Here is a 17,064-nt window from a genome sequence, read left to right on the forward strand (position 1 = left end):
TGCTTCAAAAATCGGATGAATCTTTGCATCATAATTAATTTAAAAAAACGAACAATTATGACAACATTACACAAATTCTTAGTAGTATTTACTGGATTAATTTTAGGGCTTTTTACATCTTGTTCAAGTGATGATGATACTAATACGCCAACAAGCAGTTATACAACTGTTGAAAATTTATTGAATGAAATAGATTTTCAAGGATATGCTATCATCACTAAAAATGGAACTGATTTAGTCCGTCAAGGTTTTGGATTTGCAAATGAAAGCACAACATTATCTCAAGATGAAGAACTGGCTTATCGTATTGGTTCTGTAACCAAAACGTTTACAGCAGCAGCGTTAGTACAACTAAAGCGAGATGGATTAATAAGTAGTTTTAATCAGACTTTAGATGAATTTGACACAGCATTCCCCAATGGCAATCAAATTACCCTTGCAAATTTATTATCGCACCAATCAGGCATTCCGGAGTATCAATTATTGGTAGAACAAGCCTTTGAAGATGGATATGTGCTAGATGTAGAAGATATTTATACTGCAATCACAGAATTAATAACTGAGAATGGACTTAATTTTACGCCTGGTACAAGCAAGGAATACTGTAACTCCAACTATCTTATTTCAGCGTTATTAGTAGAGCAATTATCTGGTATGACATTTCATCAATATGTACAGCAGAAAATATTCAATCCGCTAGGCATGAACAACTCTTATAAAGGAACAGATGTAATAGATATCAACGCACATGCTCAAGGATATTTAAATGGAACTCCTAACAGTACATATCCTATGACTATTCCGTTTGGTGCGGGTGATTTTAGTAGTACACCAAAAGATATGGAAACTTGGATAAATGCTGTAAAAACTAGTTGGTTTACTGAAGCCGAAAAAAACGAAATATTTGCGCAAAATGTGCCGAATGGATATGTTGACTTTGGCTTAGGATGGTTTACTACCCAAGAAAGTAATACTACAATGTATTGGCATGGAGGCGATATCAATGGATTTTGGAGTATGATTGGCTTTGTACCAGCACATAACGCTACAATTGTATTGCTAAGCAACCAACAAGATTTAACAGGTTCTCAACGTAACTCCATAATTCAACAATTACTAACAAACGAGTTTAATTAAAATTGGTCTCCTAAACTTAGCAATAATGAAACATACCAATGTATTATTAGCAGGTGCCACAGGCTATTTGGGGAGTTATTTATTAAAAATATTAATTGAAAAAGAAAATCAGGTAATCGCTATTGTACGCAACCCTAATAAATTACTATACGAAAGTGAAAACTATTTAGAAATAAAGCAAGCAGAAGTAACCCAACCTGAAACCTTACGGGATATTTGTAAGGGAATTGATACTGTAATATCTACCGTTGGCATTACAAGGCAACAAGATGGATTAACCTACATGGATGTAGATTATAAAGCCAATATGAACTTGCTTGCAGAAGCAAAAAAAGCAGGCGTAAGACATTTTGTTTATATATCAGCCATCAATGGAAATAACCATCGAAAGTTGAAAATTTTTGAGGCTAAAGAAAAGTTTGTTGATGCTTTAAAATCTTCGGGTTTACACTATACTATTATAAGACCGAATGGTTTTTTTTCAGACATGAAAGATTTTTTGCAAATGGCTACATCGGGTCGTATTTATTTGTTTGGCTCAGGAAATCAAAAATTAAATCCTATTCACGGTGAAGATTTGGCAAAAGTCATTATAAATACTTTAGATGATGTCAATAAAGAAGTAACCATTGGAGGACCAGACATTTTAAGCCTTAATGACATCAGCAAACTAGCTTTTGCAGCTTTAAACAAACCTGTAAAAATAACTCATTTGCCAAATTGGCTTCGGAAACTGAGTATTTGGAGTTTACGAACCTTTACAAGTGTGAAAACATACGGTCCTATTGAATTTTTTTTAACCGTAATGGCAGAAGATAATATTGCTCCATTGTATGGAAATCAGCATTTGAAAGATTTTTATCTTAGAGAAGCTAATAAATTCCTTGAATTTTAATAAACTATAAATAAAAATCTCAGCTATAGCGCTATTTTATTCATCAAAACGAATACAATCTTTATGAAAATTCCTAGTTCTAACACGGTTTTTCCAATTCAGAATTACCAAAACCTTTGCTTTTTAAAAAACTATATTGATAATCCAAACATTGTTGTGGGAGATTATACATACTACGATGACTTTGAAGAGGTATCTAACTTTGAAAAAAATGTCAAATACCATTTTGATTTTATAGGAGATAAACTCATCATTGGTAAGTTTTGTATGATTGCATCAGACGCAACATTTATAATGAATGGAGGAAACCATTTAACAGAAGCTACAACCGCTTATCCATTTGCTATATTTGGAGGAGCTTGGCAACATGCTATGGAAGGGAAAAGCTATCCATACAAGGGAAATACTGTTATTGGAAACGATGTGTGGATAGGTCATGGAGCTACTATAATGCCAGGTGTTCAAATTGGAGATGGCGCCATTATTGCCACAAAAGCAGTAGTTACAAAAAATGTAGCACCCTATACCATTGTTGGAGGAAATCCAGCGAAACCAATCAAAAAACGTTTCTCTGAAGACACTGTAAGAAAACTACTGAAACTAAAATGGTGGGATTGGGACATTGAAAAAATTACCCAAAATATAGATAAACTCACTTCGTCTCCAGAAGAAATATTCTAAAAAAAGTATAAAAATGGCTTAGCAAAAAAAGGTAAGCCATTTTTTTATGATAATATCTAATGCAAAAACTACTTCACAAAAACGGCATTAGTACGATATATCAAAAAGGTGTGAAATCATAATTCAGAACGATACACTTTAATTTCTAGTGTTTCTTTGCTTCATCAATTAATCAGAAATAAAAAACGAACAATTACAAACACATTAAAATGAGAAAAATAGTAATCATCAGTTTTGCGCTTTGTACCTTAAATATTTTTGCGCAAAGCACTAAAGAATCATTCAAAAATAATAACTCAGATTTTAAATACAGAGTGAGCTTTCCTGCAATTATTTTGGGCAATATTGGTAAAGGAGGCGAAAGAACGAACACACAGCATATTGAATTTCATGTAAAACGTGAATTAGATGCTAAAAACATCATTGGAGTAAAATTTGCCACTTGGCGATTGTTTCAACCTATGGGGATTCAATGGTGGGACGGACTTAGAGATAAAATAGATTCTGAAACTGAATTTTATCCTGGTTACCTGCGCGAAACAGGAATTGGAATATCGTATCAGCGAATGCTTTGGAAAGGATTATTTGCTTCAATAGAAGTATTACCGCAATACAAAACCTACTTAGACTTAAACAATAAAAAAATAGCAAACGGATTCAAGTTATATACTTCATATCACATAGGCTATCACATTGCTTTTGGTAAAAAGAAGCGAATTTTTATTGAACCTCAAATACATTGTCAAAATTGGATGATTGACACTAACACGCCAACAGCATTTAAGAAACTAGACAATAAATGGAAATCGTATTTCCTTTTTGAGCCTAATCTTTATATAGGAATACGGTTATAAATCAAGATGAGTTCAATATCATATTTTTTAATCTAATATTATGAAACATTTACTCATACCTATTTTTATTGTGCTATCCTATAGTGTATTTGGACAAACCGCAAAAGGTAATTCAAATAGTATCCACACAACCCAATACGTGGAAATTGGAGGCGTAAAACAATTTGTAAGTATCAAAGGGGATAAAAGTAAACCGCTTCTTTTATATCTACACGGTGGGCCAGGAGCGGCTACTTCATCTCATAGGCAACAAATAACTAATATATTGGAAACGCATTTTTTAGTTGTTCATTGGGATCAGCGAGGAGCCGGGAAATCAGAGAATAGCAATTTAAAGCCACCAACTTTATCAGAAATGAAGCAAGATGCAGAAGAAATTTTAAAATATCTACTAAAAGAATTTAATAAGGATAAAATTGTATTGGTAACCAATTCTTGGGGAACTGTTTTAGGATTTCATTTAGCATTACATTATCCAAATGCAATAGATGCACTTGTCGCAATTAGTCCTTTAATAGATAATCAAAAAAGTCAACATCTTACAAATAACAAACTTATAAGCTACTATAATACACACGACAATATTGAAGCGGTTAAGCAACTTACAGCAGTACACATACCTTATGAAAATGTAGAAGATATGGTAATTCAATTTAAATGGATAAGCAATTTTAAAGGAACACATATTTCAGATACAGAATTTCAACAGTATATGAAGTTCTTTAAACAATGGGAAAAACAATGGATGCCTCTATACAAAGAACTATATGCTATAAACTTGTTAAAAGATAAAACAGTCTTTAAAATTCCTATCTACATTTTAATTGGAGAACACGACTTAACAACAAACGCTGAACTTACCGAAGCATTTTTTAAAAAGCTTGAAGCGCCTAAAAAGCAATTGTTTTGGCTGAAAAATGTAGGACACCATATTCCTATGTATAAATCTAATGAAATGCAAAACTTAGTAGGTAATATTTTATTAAAAGAAACTACACAAATCAAGCAAAAGCAAAAGCAAAAGTAATTTGAGTTGTAAAGTTCTAAATTATAATTCAAGACGATTCACTTCAATAAATATCTCAACTTTGTGATATCAAATCAAAAAACAAAAAATAGTTACAAATGAAAACAATCAAAAAACAATCTATTCTGATGGCATTCGTTGTCTTTATCGTAATGTCTACAATAACTTTCGCGCAAAATAATTCCACAACTGAAATCGCTTCAAAACGTGAAGGTTTTATGTTCGAATTTGCTGTTGGAGGTGGTATTATAAGCATTGAAGACAGTAAAGGCATTCAAACGTTTGACAAATCGCAAGGAGCTCTGAGCTTTCCTGAATTAAAATTTGGTTATATGCTAAATGATAAGTTTGCAATAACGGCATCAATACCTGGAATGATTTATGAATTTCAAGACAATGATCGACATTTTGGAGCATTTATTCCTTCCGTACAATATTGGGTGAAAAATCGTTGGTGGATTCACGGAGGAGTTGGTTTAGCAATTGATTCACCAGCTCTGTATGATATTAAAGATAATGTTAACGATGATTGGAATGTTGGCTGTGCTTTTATGGCTAGTACAGGATATGAAATTTATAAAAAGAAAAACTTTGCGTTAAATTTACAATCAAAATTAGTAATGGGGAGAGCATTTTTAACAGGAAATGCACATAGAGATGTTGTGTCATTCAACATAGGGTTAGGTTTTAGTTGGTTCTAATAGAAACAAGATAAATTTACAGCCATAAGAAAAATTTTAAATCACTTCAATGATAAGAAAACAGCAACAAATGAAAAATAATACAATATTCGGTCTATTACTTCTAATTTCACTCTCTTGTTTTGGTCAAAAAAATGTAAAAGAAGACGTTGAAAAATTGCTGAAAGCCGAATTAAAAAAAGAAACAATTAAAAGTGCTTTTCTACACATATATTCTACCACTAAAGAAATTGATATTCAGTTGGCAGAAAGTAAAATGAACTCAGGAGATGTTGTATCTATCAATACGCCTTTTTATACCGCAAGTATTACCAAAATGCTAACAGCTACCGCAATAGGTATCTTAAAAGATGAAAAAAAATTAAATTTTGAAGACACCATAGCTCAATACTTACCTAAAAAACTCATCAATAAGCTACATGTTTTTGAAGGTAAAGAATATTCAGAAAGTATCACTATTGCACAATTATTACAACATACTTCTGGCTTACCAGATTATTTTACAGACGCAACAATTGACGGAAGTCCCAATATCATAAATCAATTGCTTGTCAACACCAATAAATCTTGGTCAGCAGAGGAAATTATTCAATTTACCAAAGAAAAGATGCAATCGCGGTTTGTTCCCGGTAATGGGTATCATTATAGTGATACGGAATATGTGCTTTTAGGATTAATTATAGAAAAAATAAGCGGTTTGTCTTTAGATGAGTTTTTTAAACAGCATATTTTTAAACCGTTAGGAATGAATAGTTCTTACCTTAACTTAAAATCATCTCCTTTAAATAATAAATTGGCAATGGCTGAGTTTTATGTTGGAAACATAGAGCTGTCTTCCATTAAAAGTTTAAGTGCCGATTGGGGCGGCGGTGGTTTAGTAGCAACAACAAAAGACTTAATACGTTTTTTAGAAGCTTTACGGAAAGGGCAAATAGTAAGAAAAGAAACGTACTTAGCCATGCAGCAATGGACGCATGAAACAAAGGGAATGAAATATGGCTTTGGCTTACGAAAAGTATCTTTAAACGAAAAATACAATACATATTCAAACTTTGAACTTATTGGACATACAGGAAGCACTGCATCTTTTTTATGGTATTGTCCGCAATTAGATACATATATAGCAGGAACCTTAAACCAATTAGAAGCATCTAAAAGCACGCTGAATTTGGTTTATAATATTCTTAAAATAATAAAAAATGAATAGTCAAATAAACTCATATAAAAAGCACATTGTGTATACGTTACTTCTTTTAATTTCAACGTTGAACGTCTTATTTGCACAGACACCAAACAAAATTGATTGGAAGAAAGATCTTGAAATATACAAAGCATCTTTAGAAGAAAAGCATATAAACCTATATCATTCGGTTACTAAAGAAGAATTTTTAAAGGAATGGAATTCAATTTACAACAATCTCAATTCACTAAGTGATGCTGAAATTGTACTAAAACTAATGCGCTTAACAAGACGCGTACAGGATGGACACACATCGGTTTCTTTGCGAAATATGCCAACACATCGTTATCCTTTTGAAGTTGAATACATTGGTAACAAATGGCATGTTGTAAAAATAAGTAACGAACATAAAAGCGTATTAAATTCATCACTAATTGCGATAGATGATGTTCCTATCAAAGAGGTTTCAACGAAAGTTTCAGAAGTCGCACAATTTGTAGAAAACAAGTATTCGCAAGTAGTAAGAACAGGGAGCTATATGAATATTAGCGAAGTATTATATGCTCTCAACATAACCAACAAAAAACAGGAAGCAACCTTTACATTTATAGACGCTAACAATCAAAAAATAAAAATAACACTTAATGCTTTAGAAGCGGATACCTCAAATTTTGTACATCAAACTATAGGTGTGCCTGAAATTACTAAGCCAAACAATCCTAAATTTCCATACTTATGGTTTACACCTATCAAAAATACGCAAGCTATATATATAAATTTTGAAAGTTATCCGCCTTTTACAGCAATGCAAAACTTTGGAGAAACAGTAGTAAAGTACATTTCTCAGCATCAAATAAAAAATGTAATAATAGACATGCGCAATAATGGTGGCGGCGATTTATATGTGGGAATCGTTTTAGCATATGCACTTAATCTTGCCGACTCTGTAGATTGGGAAAATGGAGTATTTGTCTTGACGAGTAATAAAACTTTTTCTGCAGGAACTAGTAATGCGGCTCTTTTCCAACAATTACTAAATGCCAAAGTAGTAGGGCAACCAACAGGCTCTAATCCTACAGGCTATCAAGATATGGATGAGTTTACACTGCCAAACTCAAAACTAGTTATTACATATTCTAAACGAAAATTCAATTTATCAAACACTATTACACAAGGCATTCAACCAGACGTACAATTAAATTACAATTGGAATGACTATCTCGAAGGTAAAGACAACATACTACAATGGATTATTAAGCAATTAAAATAAACTGTATATCTGCTACTTTCGCAAGCCAAATCCTTTTGGAGCTTTTAATGGACTGGAATCATACATATTAATATAGATGGTCACGGTATCTTTCGAACCTTCCCACGAAACACGGTATCTGTCCAAAATAGCACTGTCTCCGTAAGGTGAATTTTCGCTTGGCACAGGACAACAACTTCCAGCGCGGTAATAGGAGATTTCTTCACCATTCGGACCTGTCAAAGCATTTAAGTAACGACGTTCATTTATTGGTCCTTCGGAGTCTTTTACGCCACCAACTTCCACCGCATTTTTAGCCGAATAACCATACGTATCGTCTGTAGAAATTTCTTTGACCACAAACGTGTAACTGTCGCGCAAGGTTTGCTGGTAATTTTTATTTTTTGCTTTTTTGATGCTTGCTGTGCTTGTTTTTGTCGTTGAAGCTGATTTTTTAGTTCCACAAGCAATTACAAAGGTGAATGCGAGCAATACAAGTCCTAATTTTTTCATTATGAAGGGTTTTTATGGTGAATCAATAGTATCGAAGCTAGCATTTTTTTGAGAGAAAACAAATTTTTACAGTATCCATTGAGTGAATACAATGTATTTTTTAGGGAAATTGTGTTTTGACTGAGCATTGCAATTTTTTTATATTATCATGATAAAAACACTAACTTTACCAAATGCCAGAAACTTCACTTACTTCCTTATACATTATGGCTGCCATATATATTGTGGCAGGAATCTTCCATTTTGTAACGCCTACTATTTTTTTAAAAATCACGCCAAAATGGGTTCCCAAACCCAAAGTAGTGAACGTTTTGGTAGGAAGTATTGAAATTGGATTGGGAGTTGCGCTGCTGTTTCCAGAAACGCGTTCGTATGCTGCTATCGGTATTATTGCGTTGTTGATTGCCGTATTTCCTGCGAATTGGAAATATTATCAAATCGTAAAGCGCAAAAAACAACAGGTACAAATTATCATTGCGTTGATTCGATTACCGATACAGGCTTTGTTGATTTATTGGGCGTATGTTTTTGTGTAAAAAATCAAACTTCTTTTAATCTATGTTCCATACTATAGATTAATTCTCGAAAAGTTTTAAAACCATTAACATCTAATTTTTCAGGTTGTTTTTTATCATCAAAAATAGATGTTATGCCAAGAATAATTGGAAGAAGTAATATCCAGTGAAAATTCCATATCAATCCAACTGCGATAAGAAGTAAAAAACCAAGTATGGTAATACTACGTCCAATGCGTGATAATTTATGCGATGTATATTCAAATTTTGATAATGTTCCAGGCGCCATCAAGTTGACTTCATTGAATAATAATCCGCCATATTTAAGAAAAAATGGATTTATTTGTGAACTCGGTTTTAAGTTTGAAGTATTTGCTCCTTTTTCGGTTAGTTTACGTTTGAGTTCTTTAAAAATTGCTGCACTTCTACAATATTTTCCCAAAAGTTTTACAGATTCAATAGATTCTCGTTTTCCATGAAATGCAATATATTCACAAAAATCACCTACAGTTTTATTGCTCTTTTCATGGAGGATATGTTCTAATTCAAAAATAGGTCTGTTAATGTTGAATTCTTTGTGAAAAATGCTAGCTAATTCCTTGAAACTTACCAAATCGCATGCATCTAGCCAATCAAAAATAAAACTGTCATACTCTATGCTCATGTTGCGAATAACTACAGGATCAAATGCAATAGAAAATTCATATTGAGAACGTAGCATTTGTAATATGTCATTCTTAGTATATTTCATGAAAATATTGTTATTCTTTTTAATTAATCTAAATTCAACTGCCAATACACGCCAAATTTATCCTCAACATACGCAAATAGCGTGCTGAATCCGTAATTATCCAACGGCATCATAATGTTTCCTCCTTCCGATAGCCTAGCGAGTAATCGTTTTTGCTCTTCTTCCGAAGCACAATCTACCCAATTGGACACTGCTGGCGAAAAATTCCATGCGTGTTTTATATAACTGTCCGAACAGGCAAATTGACTTCCGTTCAATTCAAAACGCGCCATTAAAATAGCACCTTCTTTAGCAGGACTGTCTTTTCCGTAGCGGCGAATGTCTAGTATTTTAGAGTTTTCAAACACATTTACATAAAAGTTCATCGCTTCTTCCGCATTGTATTCTTGAAAGGTTAAAAATGTAGTGATTTGCCCATTTTCGGTAGTTGCTTTCTCTTGAACCAGCTTTTTTAAACTATCAACTTCAGCGAGTATGTTTTGCAATTCACTAGTGTTTTTGTCGTTTTGGGAGTTATAACAACTGAAACACAAAACAGCGATTAGTAGTATTGGAATTAGTTTTTTCATCTTTTAAATATTTGATTTACAGCATTTCTACAATTTGCATATTATTTCCACAAGTATCATTGAACACCGCAAATTTAAAGGTTCCCATCACCGTAGGTTTTACGCTAAATTCTACACCAAGCGCGACCAAACGCTCGTATTCGCCATCTACATCGTCTACGTCAAATTGTGTGTACGGAATTCCTTTTTCCATCAACGCTTCTTGGTATACTTTACTCGGTTCAAAATGTAAGGGAGCAGGTTCTAATAAAATTTCAATTCCGTCAGGTGCTTCTTTGGAAACAAGTGTTATCCATCTATTTCCGCCTTCTAACGGCATGTCTTTCTTTTTGATGAACCCTAAGGTTTCAGTGTAAAATTGCAATGCTTTTTCTTGATTTAAAACAGGAATACTAATAAGCGTAACTTTCATGGAGTTTGATGTTTTAATTAAAAGTCAAAAATCAGGATTTTAAAATTGAGTTGCTTCTTGAAAGTTGCTCTTTTTGATATTCGCTGGGCGATTTCCCCGTTTTTGCTTTAAACAAACTGCTGAAGGAGCCTAAACTTTCAAAACCAACGGCAAAGCAAGTTTCTGTTACGGAAAGTTGCTGTTGTAGCTGTTCTTTCGATTTTTCAATCCGAACATCAATCAAATATTGTCTCGGCGTCATGCCGTAATATTTTTTAAATAAGCGCAGTAAATGGTATTTGGAAACAAATTTTAAATGAGATAAAACGTCCAAATTCAAATCACGTTCATAATTTGCTTTAATATAATTTTTAACACCAATCACGGTTTCTAGTTGCTTTTCATTAGAGAAACAAGCCGTTTTTATACGTTGTATTTCCGATTGGTAAAATGTCATGCGTCCATTTTATAACTGGCGAATATGTTATAAATGTAAACTAAACATCACACTTATACAATTCTGTTACGGCAACTACAATACAATTGGTTTATTTTTTATCTTCCTCTTCTTCAATTTCTCTTGCTTTTGTCAGTGCAGTAGCGACCAAACCTGCGGGAACGGTTACAATTCCAATTCCAATAATCAATACAAAAAATGTGAAAATTTTTCCACCTACGGTAATCGGAATCACATCTCCATATCCTAACGTGGTTAAAGTGACAATTGCCCACCAAAGACTGTGAAAAATAGAACTAAATATTTCAGGTTGTACGTCGTGCTCGAAGAAATAGATTCCAGACGCCGTGAGATAAATTAAAATACCTGTCACAATAAAGAATAATATGACTTCTTCCTTGACAATTTTTGCCGCAAGATGAAATCTGCGCAAGGCTTTGTTGTAGCGAATTAACTTTAACGCTCTAAAAATTCGAAATACTCGAAAGCTTCTCAGCGATCGTAAGTCAATTGAAAGATTTAAGTAGAAGGGAAGAATGGCTATTAAATCAATAATGCCATAAAAGCTAAAAATATAACGCCATGTTTTTTTAGCAACATATACTCGCAACACATATTCAATGGAAAATATAATGACGCAAACAACTTCTATGAAAAATAATAATTGCTCAGTAAAAGCACTGTTGTTGGGAAGTGTTTCTACGGCGTATGCAATTAAAGAAATCAAGATTAATATTTGAATACAATAGTCAAATATTTTCCCTGCCTTTGTGGTATTATCTTCAATAAATATTCTAAGCTTTTCTTTCATTATATATTGATTAGGTAGTTGGTATGAAAATATAATTTCAGCATTTTTCAAGAGTACATTGCATTCTTGTATTTGCTTTAAAGACCTTTAAATATATTAAATAATTAACTGCTTATTAGTATTGATAGTAGGAAAAATTATACATTACATTTCCTTTTTGATTACCATACAAAAAAAGTCACTTCCATACAGAAGTGACGTTACAAGTGATTCGTGTTTGATTTTAGATGCTTTGTGTGATGGATTGATGCCAAACACCAGTAGTAGCCGTTTTTTGAGCAAATTCTGAGAAGCTAATGGCTTTTCTACCCAACACTTTTTCAATGTCATGCGAAATGGTTTGATTGTCTGCATTTCCCAATACTTCTTTAAATAAATAGCCAAAAAGCCAAATAAAATCGTCAGGAACGCCCGCATTTTTCATACCCTCTAAATAGTCGTCTAATGAAATTACTTGAAAATTGATGGTTTTATCAGCAGCATTGGCTATGATTTGAATAGCATCTTTAAAAGTTAATTTTTCAGGACCTGTTACGGTGATGATTTGCCCGTTTAGCGAATCGTCCAACAACGCTTTTGCGGCAACTTCGGCAATGTCGTCGGCATCTACAAACGGAATTTCAGCTGCAGCCATCGGCAAGGCAACGTGTCCCGCCAAAATAGGCTCTAAAAAGACACTTTCGCTAAAATTCTGATTGAACCATGAAGCGCGGACAATGGTATAGTTTAATCCTGAGTTTGCAACGATTTCTTCGCAAGCTTCTGCTTCTTTTTCGCCTTTTCCAGAAAGTAAAACTACTTTTTCCAATCCTTCCTGTAGCGCGATTTCGGTCAGTGTTTGAATGGCTTCTTTAGCACCTGGCACTGCCAAATCGGGAGTGTACACGATATACGCACGATCCATGTTTTTTAAGACGCTTTTGTACGTGGCTGGATTGTTCCAATCGAAAGTTGGCGTGTTATTTCGCGAACCGATAAAGACGTTTTGCTGTTCGTTTTTTAAGATGTTTACAACGCGGCGACCTGTTTTTCCAGTACCGCCAATAACTAAGATATTTGATTTCATAGTGTTTGATTTTAATGATGAATGAATTGTTTATTTTTTTATTAAAAGATTAAAAGATTAAAAGATTAAAAGATTGAAGGATTGAAAAACTGTTATGTTGTTTTGTTAGCTGTTTGTTTGATATTTGGCTATATGGATAAGTGCTATCAATAAGCTGCCAAATGAAAGTGTACTCGTTATCGTTCGTATAAAATGGAAGCGGTTCCAGCGGACTTCAAACTGATTGCGCAATTGCTGTAATTCTTCTGCGGAAGCATTTGCTATATTGGTTTGGTCTAATAGTTCATTTAGTGGCACATTCCCAAAAATGGTGACAATGACCAATCCGAAAAAATAGAGAAGTGTTGCGGCAATTAAAAGGAGTATAATGGTACTAGACGCATTTTTCCAAAGGATAACACTCACAAGTTGCGCTATAAAAGCACCAAAAAAGACTACCATAAACGTCGGATTGATGATGGCACGATTCATTGCTTGAAATGCTTGTAAATAGCTTACATTGTCAAGTCTGCCAATACCTGGCGTCACGGCATTTGTCCATGTAAAGCACAACCCTGCGGAAAGTCCTGTGAGTAGCACCGCAATCATAATAATGAGGAGTTTTATTGAAATATCCATGTTGAGGTGATTTAAAGGTTACATGCTTTTTTATCAGAAATATGAGTTGCGTTAAGCGTATTTTCTGTAATGCGAATCGTAGTCGAATGATGAACGGTTTCTGCGTTTGCCTCTGTTATAGAAAACATGTTGAGCATCTTACAGAGTACACAATAAATAATGATGTTTAAAAGTCCCATGATTGTTTGTTTTTGTTTGACAAGACAAAATTGGGGAAAGTCGAGAAGTGATGTTTGACTGTTTACGCCAATGTTTTGACAGTTTGTGCCAATGTGTTGAAAATCTTAGGATTTACGATAGGAAATAGGCGTTTTTCCTGTCCATCGTTTAAAGGCACGATTGAAAGCACTTTGTTCAGAAAAGCCCGTTTCAAAGGCAATTTGTGCCAAACTAGCATCTGATTTGCTCAGTAGATACTTGGCGCGCTCTTCTTGTTTTTGTTGAATAACATCGCGAAAAGTAATTTCCTGTTCCGCAAGTCTACGCGTCAGTGTACGTGCGCTCATTCCTAAGATTTCAGCAATAGAAACCACGCTCGGAATACCGCTGGGTAATGCATCTTCAATCAATTGTTCAATATCTGTGATGAGTTTGTTGGAATTGATGTTGATACCACTCACTTCTTCTTCCACACGTTCCACGAGAAATTTATTGATACTGCTATCGGCTTTGGCAGTACGTAGTTGTAATTCGTTGGTTTTATACGCAATGATGTTATGCGGTTGATTGAATAAAACTGGACACTGAAACGCTTTGTGATAATCATCCAATTGCTTTGGTGCACTGTGTTTGAACGCAACCGAAACTGGAAAAATCGGCTGTTCGCTCATGGCTTGCAGTACGACCACGGTTGCCGAAAAAGTAGCTTCGTTGGAGAGTTCCAATCCGCGACGATGTGCATCACGGTACAAATATACTTTTGAAATTTCCGCGCCTTTTTCCACTTTAAACACATAGGTGTCCGACAAGAGTTTAAAATAGCGTTCGCTTCGGTCAAAGATTTCGCCAACCCACGAACAGGTGCGCCACGCCAAGCCAAGTACACCGTAATCGTCAATTTTCATTTGTTGTCCGACACGCACCGAAAATCCCGCACCTAGTTTTTGATCTAAAAATTCGTGCAGTTCAAAAAAGTGATTGGCAGGAACAGCGTTGATATTAGGAATCGCATCTAGAGGCGTTGGTAATTGTTGAAGTTCGTCTGTAGGCAATCCTTCATCAAGTGCATGATGAATCATTTTTTTGTAAAGATTGATGGAAATGTATTTCACACTACAGACTTTGTGCTAAGATACTATTTTTTGATTTTTTAATTGAAAGATTGAAAGATTGAAAGATTGAAGAATAATGTATTTGATAATAACTTTGAAACGTCTTTGCGGAAGTTTTGTAAAAACTTGTGGCAATCTTTTTGTTCAAATAGTACAATGATTACCTATGAAGCAGATTGCTTCGACTTTGTTTCGGAAGACATTTAAGTTTTAAATAGGATATGTTTTTAGTTTTCGAAAACGGTAAGCCACACTGCTACAAACTCTTCTGTGGTCAATTCGCCATCAAAATTAAATACAATATCGCCTCGAAATCGTGAATTTCCTTTGTACACTTTGCCATCTTCAATACGTGCAATGATGTCAAAAGAAGAAATAGAATTGCCGTTGTAAATGGTATTGTTTTGTATGTTGAATACAATATCACCTTGAAAAAACGAATTCCCACGATATATTTTTCCATCACGAATGGTCACCACAATATCTTTTAGAAAGTTCATATTGCCTTTATAGACTTTGCCATCCTTGACATTGTATAAAATATCTTGTCTGAAGTTTGAGTTTCCGTCGTAGACCTTTCCATCTTCCACCGTACACATCAAATCATTTATAAAGTTTGAATTTCCATTGTACACATAGGTTTGCGCAAGGAGTAGTGCGTTGGTAAAAAGTAGGAGTGTGGTGAGGATGTGTTTTTTCATGGAATTTATTAGCGATTTAAAACTGAATTAATTTTCAAAAGCTTACACAAAATGTCAAAATGAACACATTATGTCAAATCGAGCATTATCGTAAATACCGAGCATAGCTCTCGAGATTCAATAGAAATATATAGTTTATTAGTGTTCTCGACTGCGCTCGAACTGAAAAGCAATCGTTTTAAGTAAGCTTATAAGTGGTGTAAAGATTTTAGACCTTACTAATTATCCCCATAATTTACCGAGATAATGGTTTTTCCATCGTCCCAACCTTTGCGTATTTCTTCAGATGGAAAATAGGTGCGATTTCTCCAGGCTTGTGAATATAATCCACTTCCTTTCGACAAGACCAATGCCCAAACGCCATCGCCATAGGTAAGTGAGGTAATGTCATAGCCATCATCCCAACCTTTTTTGATTTCATCTTTCGGGAAGTATGAACGAGTTCGCCATTTTTGCAATTCCGATTTGGAACCTTTCGACAAGACCAATACCCACGTTCCATCACCGTAGGAAAGTGAAGTAATCTGTCTGCCATCATCCCAACCTTTTTTAATTTCATCTTTTGGGAAATTAACGCGTGTACGCCATTGTTGCGCATACAATCCGCTTCCTTTCGACATTACGAGTGCCCACATTCCGTCACCATAGGTAATTGACGTGATGGCATATCCATCATCCCAACCTTTTTTGATTTCATCTTTCGGGAAGTATGAACGAGTTCGCCATCGTTGCGTAGTGTATTTGGTGCCTTTCGACATGACAAGCGTCCACTTATTATCTCCGTAGGTGAGCGAAGTTATATATCTATTATCATCCCAACCTTTTTTGATTTCGTCACTAGGAAAGTCAAAACTCGTTTTCCATGTTTGTCCATAATAGCCCGTTCCTTTTCCCATGACCAATGAAAATACCTTGTTGCTGGTAGAAGTGGTTGTTTTAGGTTTGGTAGTTGTCGTCGTTTTAGGATACGTCGTCGTATTTGGATAGTTGGTTTTTGTGGTTGTATTAGGATAGTTCTTTTTGTAATCAGGAAGTTTACTAACGGTCGTTTTTCCGTCTTTTTCTTTTGCTTTTTGATATCCGACTGCTACGGCTTCCAATCGGGCAGAAGTTGCAGGATGCGTTGCCGATTCGTAACGCGTGTACATCAAACTGTTGTTGAACATCGATTGCGCTTGCTCTAACGTGGCACCCATTTTATATAAGATAAAACCAGCAAACTCATCTGCTTCTAGCTCCGTTGGTGGTCGGCTAGGTCCTTTTAAGGTATGTCCGTTGAGGTGATGTGCAATTTCATGCGCCATCACGCCAATAGCAGCCCAATACGAGTTGGAACGGTTGATAATTCTACTGATGAAATTTTGACTGTATAAAATATATCGTTCGTAAGTTCCATTAGGACTTCGCCTTATCGTGGCAGCCGCATTGGGAACGTTACTCGCCTGTATTTGAAAATTTCTTTTAAGTCCAATATGTCCTACGATTTCATCTACAATACTAATTGCTTCATTGGAGGAAGCGAAACCGTAAATTTCTCCTGTAATGGGTGAACCGTCAAAACTGCATGAATTTGTCAAGTCCATATTCAGTTTTTGTTGACTGAATAGCGTTGTGCAAACTAACAGGGTAAATGCGAAAAAAATATTCTTACGTATCATAATATCAGTTGTTTATAGG

The 17,064-nt window shown here is 34.6% G+C and carries 21 protein-coding genes; 9 read left to right on the plus strand and 12 right to left on the minus strand.

All coding sequences use genetic code 11. From position 1 onward, the window contains the following. Positions 1–57: 57 nt before the first annotated feature. From C8N46_RS07760 to C8N46_RS07795, 8 genes are all read left to right on the plus strand, one after another. Positions 58–1,137, plus strand: a complete 1,080-nt coding sequence (locus tag C8N46_RS07760; protein ID WP_158269105.1) for a serine hydrolase domain-containing protein — start codon at positions 58–60, stop codon at positions 1,135–1,137. A 25-nt stretch (positions 1,138–1,162) separates the two neighbouring features. Next, the gene (locus C8N46_RS07765; RefSeq protein ID WP_108114316.1) at positions 1,163–2,032 is read left to right on the plus strand and encodes an SDR family oxidoreductase; all 870 of its coding nucleotides are present in this window, start codon (positions 1,163–1,165) and stop codon (positions 2,030–2,032) included. A 63-nt stretch (positions 2,033–2,095) separates the two neighbouring features. Next, a complete protein-coding gene (locus C8N46_RS07770) occupies positions 2,096–2,713 on the plus strand; it encodes a CatB-related O-acetyltransferase (RefSeq protein ID WP_108114317.1) in 618 nt (205 codons plus the stop codon). Positions 2,714–2,922: 209 nt separating this feature from the next. After that, a complete protein-coding gene (locus tag C8N46_RS07775; protein WP_108114318.1) occupies positions 2,923–3,567 on the plus strand; it encodes a hypothetical protein in 645 nt (214 codons plus the stop codon). A gap of 40 nt (positions 3,568–3,607) precedes the next feature. Continuing rightward, entirely contained in the window at positions 3,608–4,594 is a 987-nt protein-coding gene (locus C8N46_RS07780; protein ID WP_108114319.1) for an alpha/beta fold hydrolase, read from the plus strand. A 98-nt stretch (positions 4,595–4,692) separates the two neighbouring features. Further along, positions 4,693–5,295 carry a hypothetical protein gene (locus tag C8N46_RS07785; RefSeq protein ID WP_108114320.1) on the plus strand — a complete coding sequence of 201 codons (603 nt, stop codon included), beginning with the start codon at positions 4,693–4,695 and terminating at the stop codon, positions 5,293–5,295. A gap of 70 nt (positions 5,296–5,365) precedes the next feature. After that, a complete protein-coding gene (locus C8N46_RS07790) occupies positions 5,366–6,502 on the plus strand; it encodes a serine hydrolase domain-containing protein (protein ID WP_108114591.1) in 1,137 nt (378 codons plus the stop codon). Next, positions 6,495–7,745, plus strand: coding sequence for a S41 family peptidase (locus C8N46_RS07795; protein ID WP_108114321.1), 1,251 nt, complete (start codon positions 6,495–6,497; stop codon positions 7,743–7,745). Before C8N46_RS07790 ends, C8N46_RS07795 begins: the two co-directional genes overlap by 8 nt. 12 nt (positions 7,746–7,757) lie before the next feature. Here C8N46_RS07795 and C8N46_RS07800 read toward each other — a convergent pair whose 3' ends face one another. Further along, a complete protein-coding gene (locus C8N46_RS07800) occupies positions 7,758–8,237 on the minus strand; it encodes a 2-dehydro-3-deoxyphosphooctonate aldolase (protein WP_108114322.1) in 480 nt (159 codons plus the stop codon). Between the two features lie 173 nt (positions 8,238–8,410). On the opposite strand from C8N46_RS07800, the gene C8N46_RS07805 reads away from it, so the two are divergent. After that, the gene (locus C8N46_RS07805) at positions 8,411–8,773 is read left to right on the plus strand and encodes a DoxX family protein (RefSeq protein ID WP_108114323.1); all 363 of its coding nucleotides are present in this window, start codon (positions 8,411–8,413) and stop codon (positions 8,771–8,773) included. Positions 8,774–8,777: 4 nt separating this feature from the next. On the opposite strand, the gene C8N46_RS07810 is transcribed toward C8N46_RS07805, so the two are convergent. The 11 genes from C8N46_RS07810 to C8N46_RS07855 form a co-directional block, all read right to left on the minus strand. Further along, on the minus strand, positions 8,778–9,503 hold the full coding sequence (locus C8N46_RS07810) for a hypothetical protein (RefSeq protein WP_146169761.1): 726 nt from the start codon (positions 9,501–9,503) through the stop codon (positions 8,778–8,780). A gap of 23 nt (positions 9,504–9,526) precedes the next feature. Then, positions 9,527–9,988, minus strand: coding sequence for a VOC family protein (locus C8N46_RS07815; protein WP_245896761.1), 462 nt, complete (start codon positions 9,986–9,988; stop codon positions 9,527–9,529). Between the two features lie 100 nt (positions 9,989–10,088). Continuing rightward, a complete protein-coding gene (locus C8N46_RS07820) occupies positions 10,089–10,484 on the minus strand; it encodes a VOC family protein (RefSeq protein WP_108114325.1) in 396 nt (131 codons plus the stop codon). Between the two features lie 31 nt (positions 10,485–10,515). Then, entirely contained in the window at positions 10,516–10,920 is a 405-nt protein-coding gene (locus C8N46_RS07825) for a helix-turn-helix domain-containing protein (RefSeq protein ID WP_108114326.1), read from the minus strand. A gap of 91 nt (positions 10,921–11,011) precedes the next feature. Then, positions 11,012–11,731 carry an ion transporter gene (locus C8N46_RS07830; RefSeq protein ID WP_108114327.1) on the minus strand — a complete coding sequence of 240 codons (720 nt, stop codon included), beginning with the start codon at positions 11,729–11,731 and terminating at the stop codon, positions 11,012–11,014. A 223-nt stretch (positions 11,732–11,954) separates the two neighbouring features. Then, on the minus strand, positions 11,955–12,797 hold the full coding sequence (locus tag C8N46_RS07835) for an NmrA family NAD(P)-binding protein (protein WP_108114328.1): 843 nt from the start codon (positions 12,795–12,797) through the stop codon (positions 11,955–11,957). Positions 12,798–12,902: 105 nt separating this feature from the next. Next, positions 12,903–13,415 carry an anthrone oxygenase family protein gene (locus C8N46_RS07840; protein ID WP_108114329.1) on the minus strand — a complete coding sequence of 171 codons (513 nt, stop codon included), beginning with the start codon at positions 13,413–13,415 and terminating at the stop codon, positions 12,903–12,905. Between the two features lie 11 nt (positions 13,416–13,426). Beyond that, entirely contained in the window at positions 13,427–13,594 is a 168-nt protein-coding gene (locus tag C8N46_RS20410; protein ID WP_158269106.1) for a hypothetical protein, read from the minus strand. Between the two features lie 105 nt (positions 13,595–13,699). Continuing rightward, entirely contained in the window at positions 13,700–14,686 is a 987-nt protein-coding gene (locus C8N46_RS07845; RefSeq protein ID WP_108114330.1) for an AraC family transcriptional regulator, read from the minus strand. A 227-nt stretch (positions 14,687–14,913) separates the two neighbouring features. After that, complete coding sequence (locus C8N46_RS07850; protein ID WP_108114331.1) at positions 14,914–15,387, minus strand: hypothetical protein; 474 nt, start codon at positions 15,385–15,387, stop codon at positions 14,914–14,916. Between the two features lie 218 nt (positions 15,388–15,605). After that, positions 15,606–17,045: a DUF7477 domain-containing protein gene (locus C8N46_RS07855; protein ID WP_146169763.1), complete on the minus strand. Its 1,440-nt coding sequence runs from the start codon at positions 17,043–17,045 to the stop codon at positions 15,606–15,608. Positions 17,046–17,064 lie beyond the last annotated feature (19 nt).

Source organism: Kordia periserrulae (assembly GCF_003054265.1).
Taxonomy (GTDB): domain Bacteria; phylum Bacteroidota; class Bacteroidia; order Flavobacteriales; family Flavobacteriaceae; genus Kordia; species Kordia periserrulae.

Bases quoted from the DNA above. Each gene is read 5' to 3' on its own strand.
- C8N46_RS07760 (WP_158269105.1), top strand. From the start codon at position 58: ATGACAACATTACACAAATTCTTAGTAGTATTTACTGGATTAATTTTA.
- C8N46_RS07765 (WP_108114316.1), top strand. From the start codon at position 1,163: ATGAAACATACCAATGTATTATTAGCAGGTGCCACAGGCTATTTGGGG.
- C8N46_RS07770 (WP_108114317.1), top strand. From the start codon at position 2,096: ATGAAAATTCCTAGTTCTAACACGGTTTTTCCAATTCAGAATTACCAA.
- C8N46_RS07775 (WP_108114318.1), top strand. From the start codon at position 2,923: ATGAGAAAAATAGTAATCATCAGTTTTGCGCTTTGTACCTTAAATATT.
- C8N46_RS07780 (WP_108114319.1), top strand. From the start codon at position 3,608: ATGAAACATTTACTCATACCTATTTTTATTGTGCTATCCTATAGTGTA.
- C8N46_RS07785 (WP_108114320.1), top strand. From the start codon at position 4,693: ATGAAAACAATCAAAAAACAATCTATTCTGATGGCATTCGTTGTCTTT.
- C8N46_RS07790 (WP_108114591.1), top strand. From the start codon at position 5,366: ATGAAAAATAATACAATATTCGGTCTATTACTTCTAATTTCACTCTCT.
- C8N46_RS07795 (WP_108114321.1), top strand. From the start codon at position 6,495: ATGAATAGTCAAATAAACTCATATAAAAAGCACATTGTGTATACGTTA.
- C8N46_RS07800 (WP_108114322.1), bottom strand. From the start codon at position 8,237: ATGAAAAAATTAGGACTTGTATTGCTCGCATTCACCTTTGTAATTGCT.
- C8N46_RS07805 (WP_108114323.1), top strand. From the start codon at position 8,411: ATGCCAGAAACTTCACTTACTTCCTTATACATTATGGCTGCCATATAT.
- C8N46_RS07810 (WP_146169761.1), bottom strand. From the start codon at position 9,503: ATGAAATATACTAAGAATGACATATTACAAATGCTACGTTCTCAATAT.
- C8N46_RS07820 (WP_108114325.1), bottom strand. From the start codon at position 10,484: ATGAAAGTTACGCTTATTAGTATTCCTGTTTTAAATCAAGAAAAAGCA.
- C8N46_RS07825 (WP_108114326.1), bottom strand. From the start codon at position 10,920: ATGACATTTTACCAATCGGAAATACAACGTATAAAAACGGCTTGTTTC.
- C8N46_RS07830 (WP_108114327.1), bottom strand. From the start codon at position 11,731: ATGAAAGAAAAGCTTAGAATATTTATTGAAGATAATACCACAAAGGCA.
- C8N46_RS07835 (WP_108114328.1), bottom strand. From the start codon at position 12,797: ATGAAATCAAATATCTTAGTTATTGGCGGTACTGGAAAAACAGGTCGC.
- C8N46_RS07840 (WP_108114329.1), bottom strand. From the start codon at position 13,415: ATGGATATTTCAATAAAACTCCTCATTATTATGATTGCGGTGCTACTC.
- C8N46_RS20410 (WP_158269106.1), bottom strand. From the start codon at position 13,594: ATGGGACTTTTAAACATCATTATTTATTGTGTACTCTGTAAGATGCTC.
- C8N46_RS07850 (WP_108114331.1), bottom strand. From the start codon at position 15,387: ATGAAAAAACACATCCTCACCACACTCCTACTTTTTACCAACGCACTA.
- C8N46_RS07855 (WP_146169763.1), bottom strand. From the start codon at position 17,045: ATGATACGTAAGAATATTTTTTTCGCATTTACCCTGTTAGTTTGCACA.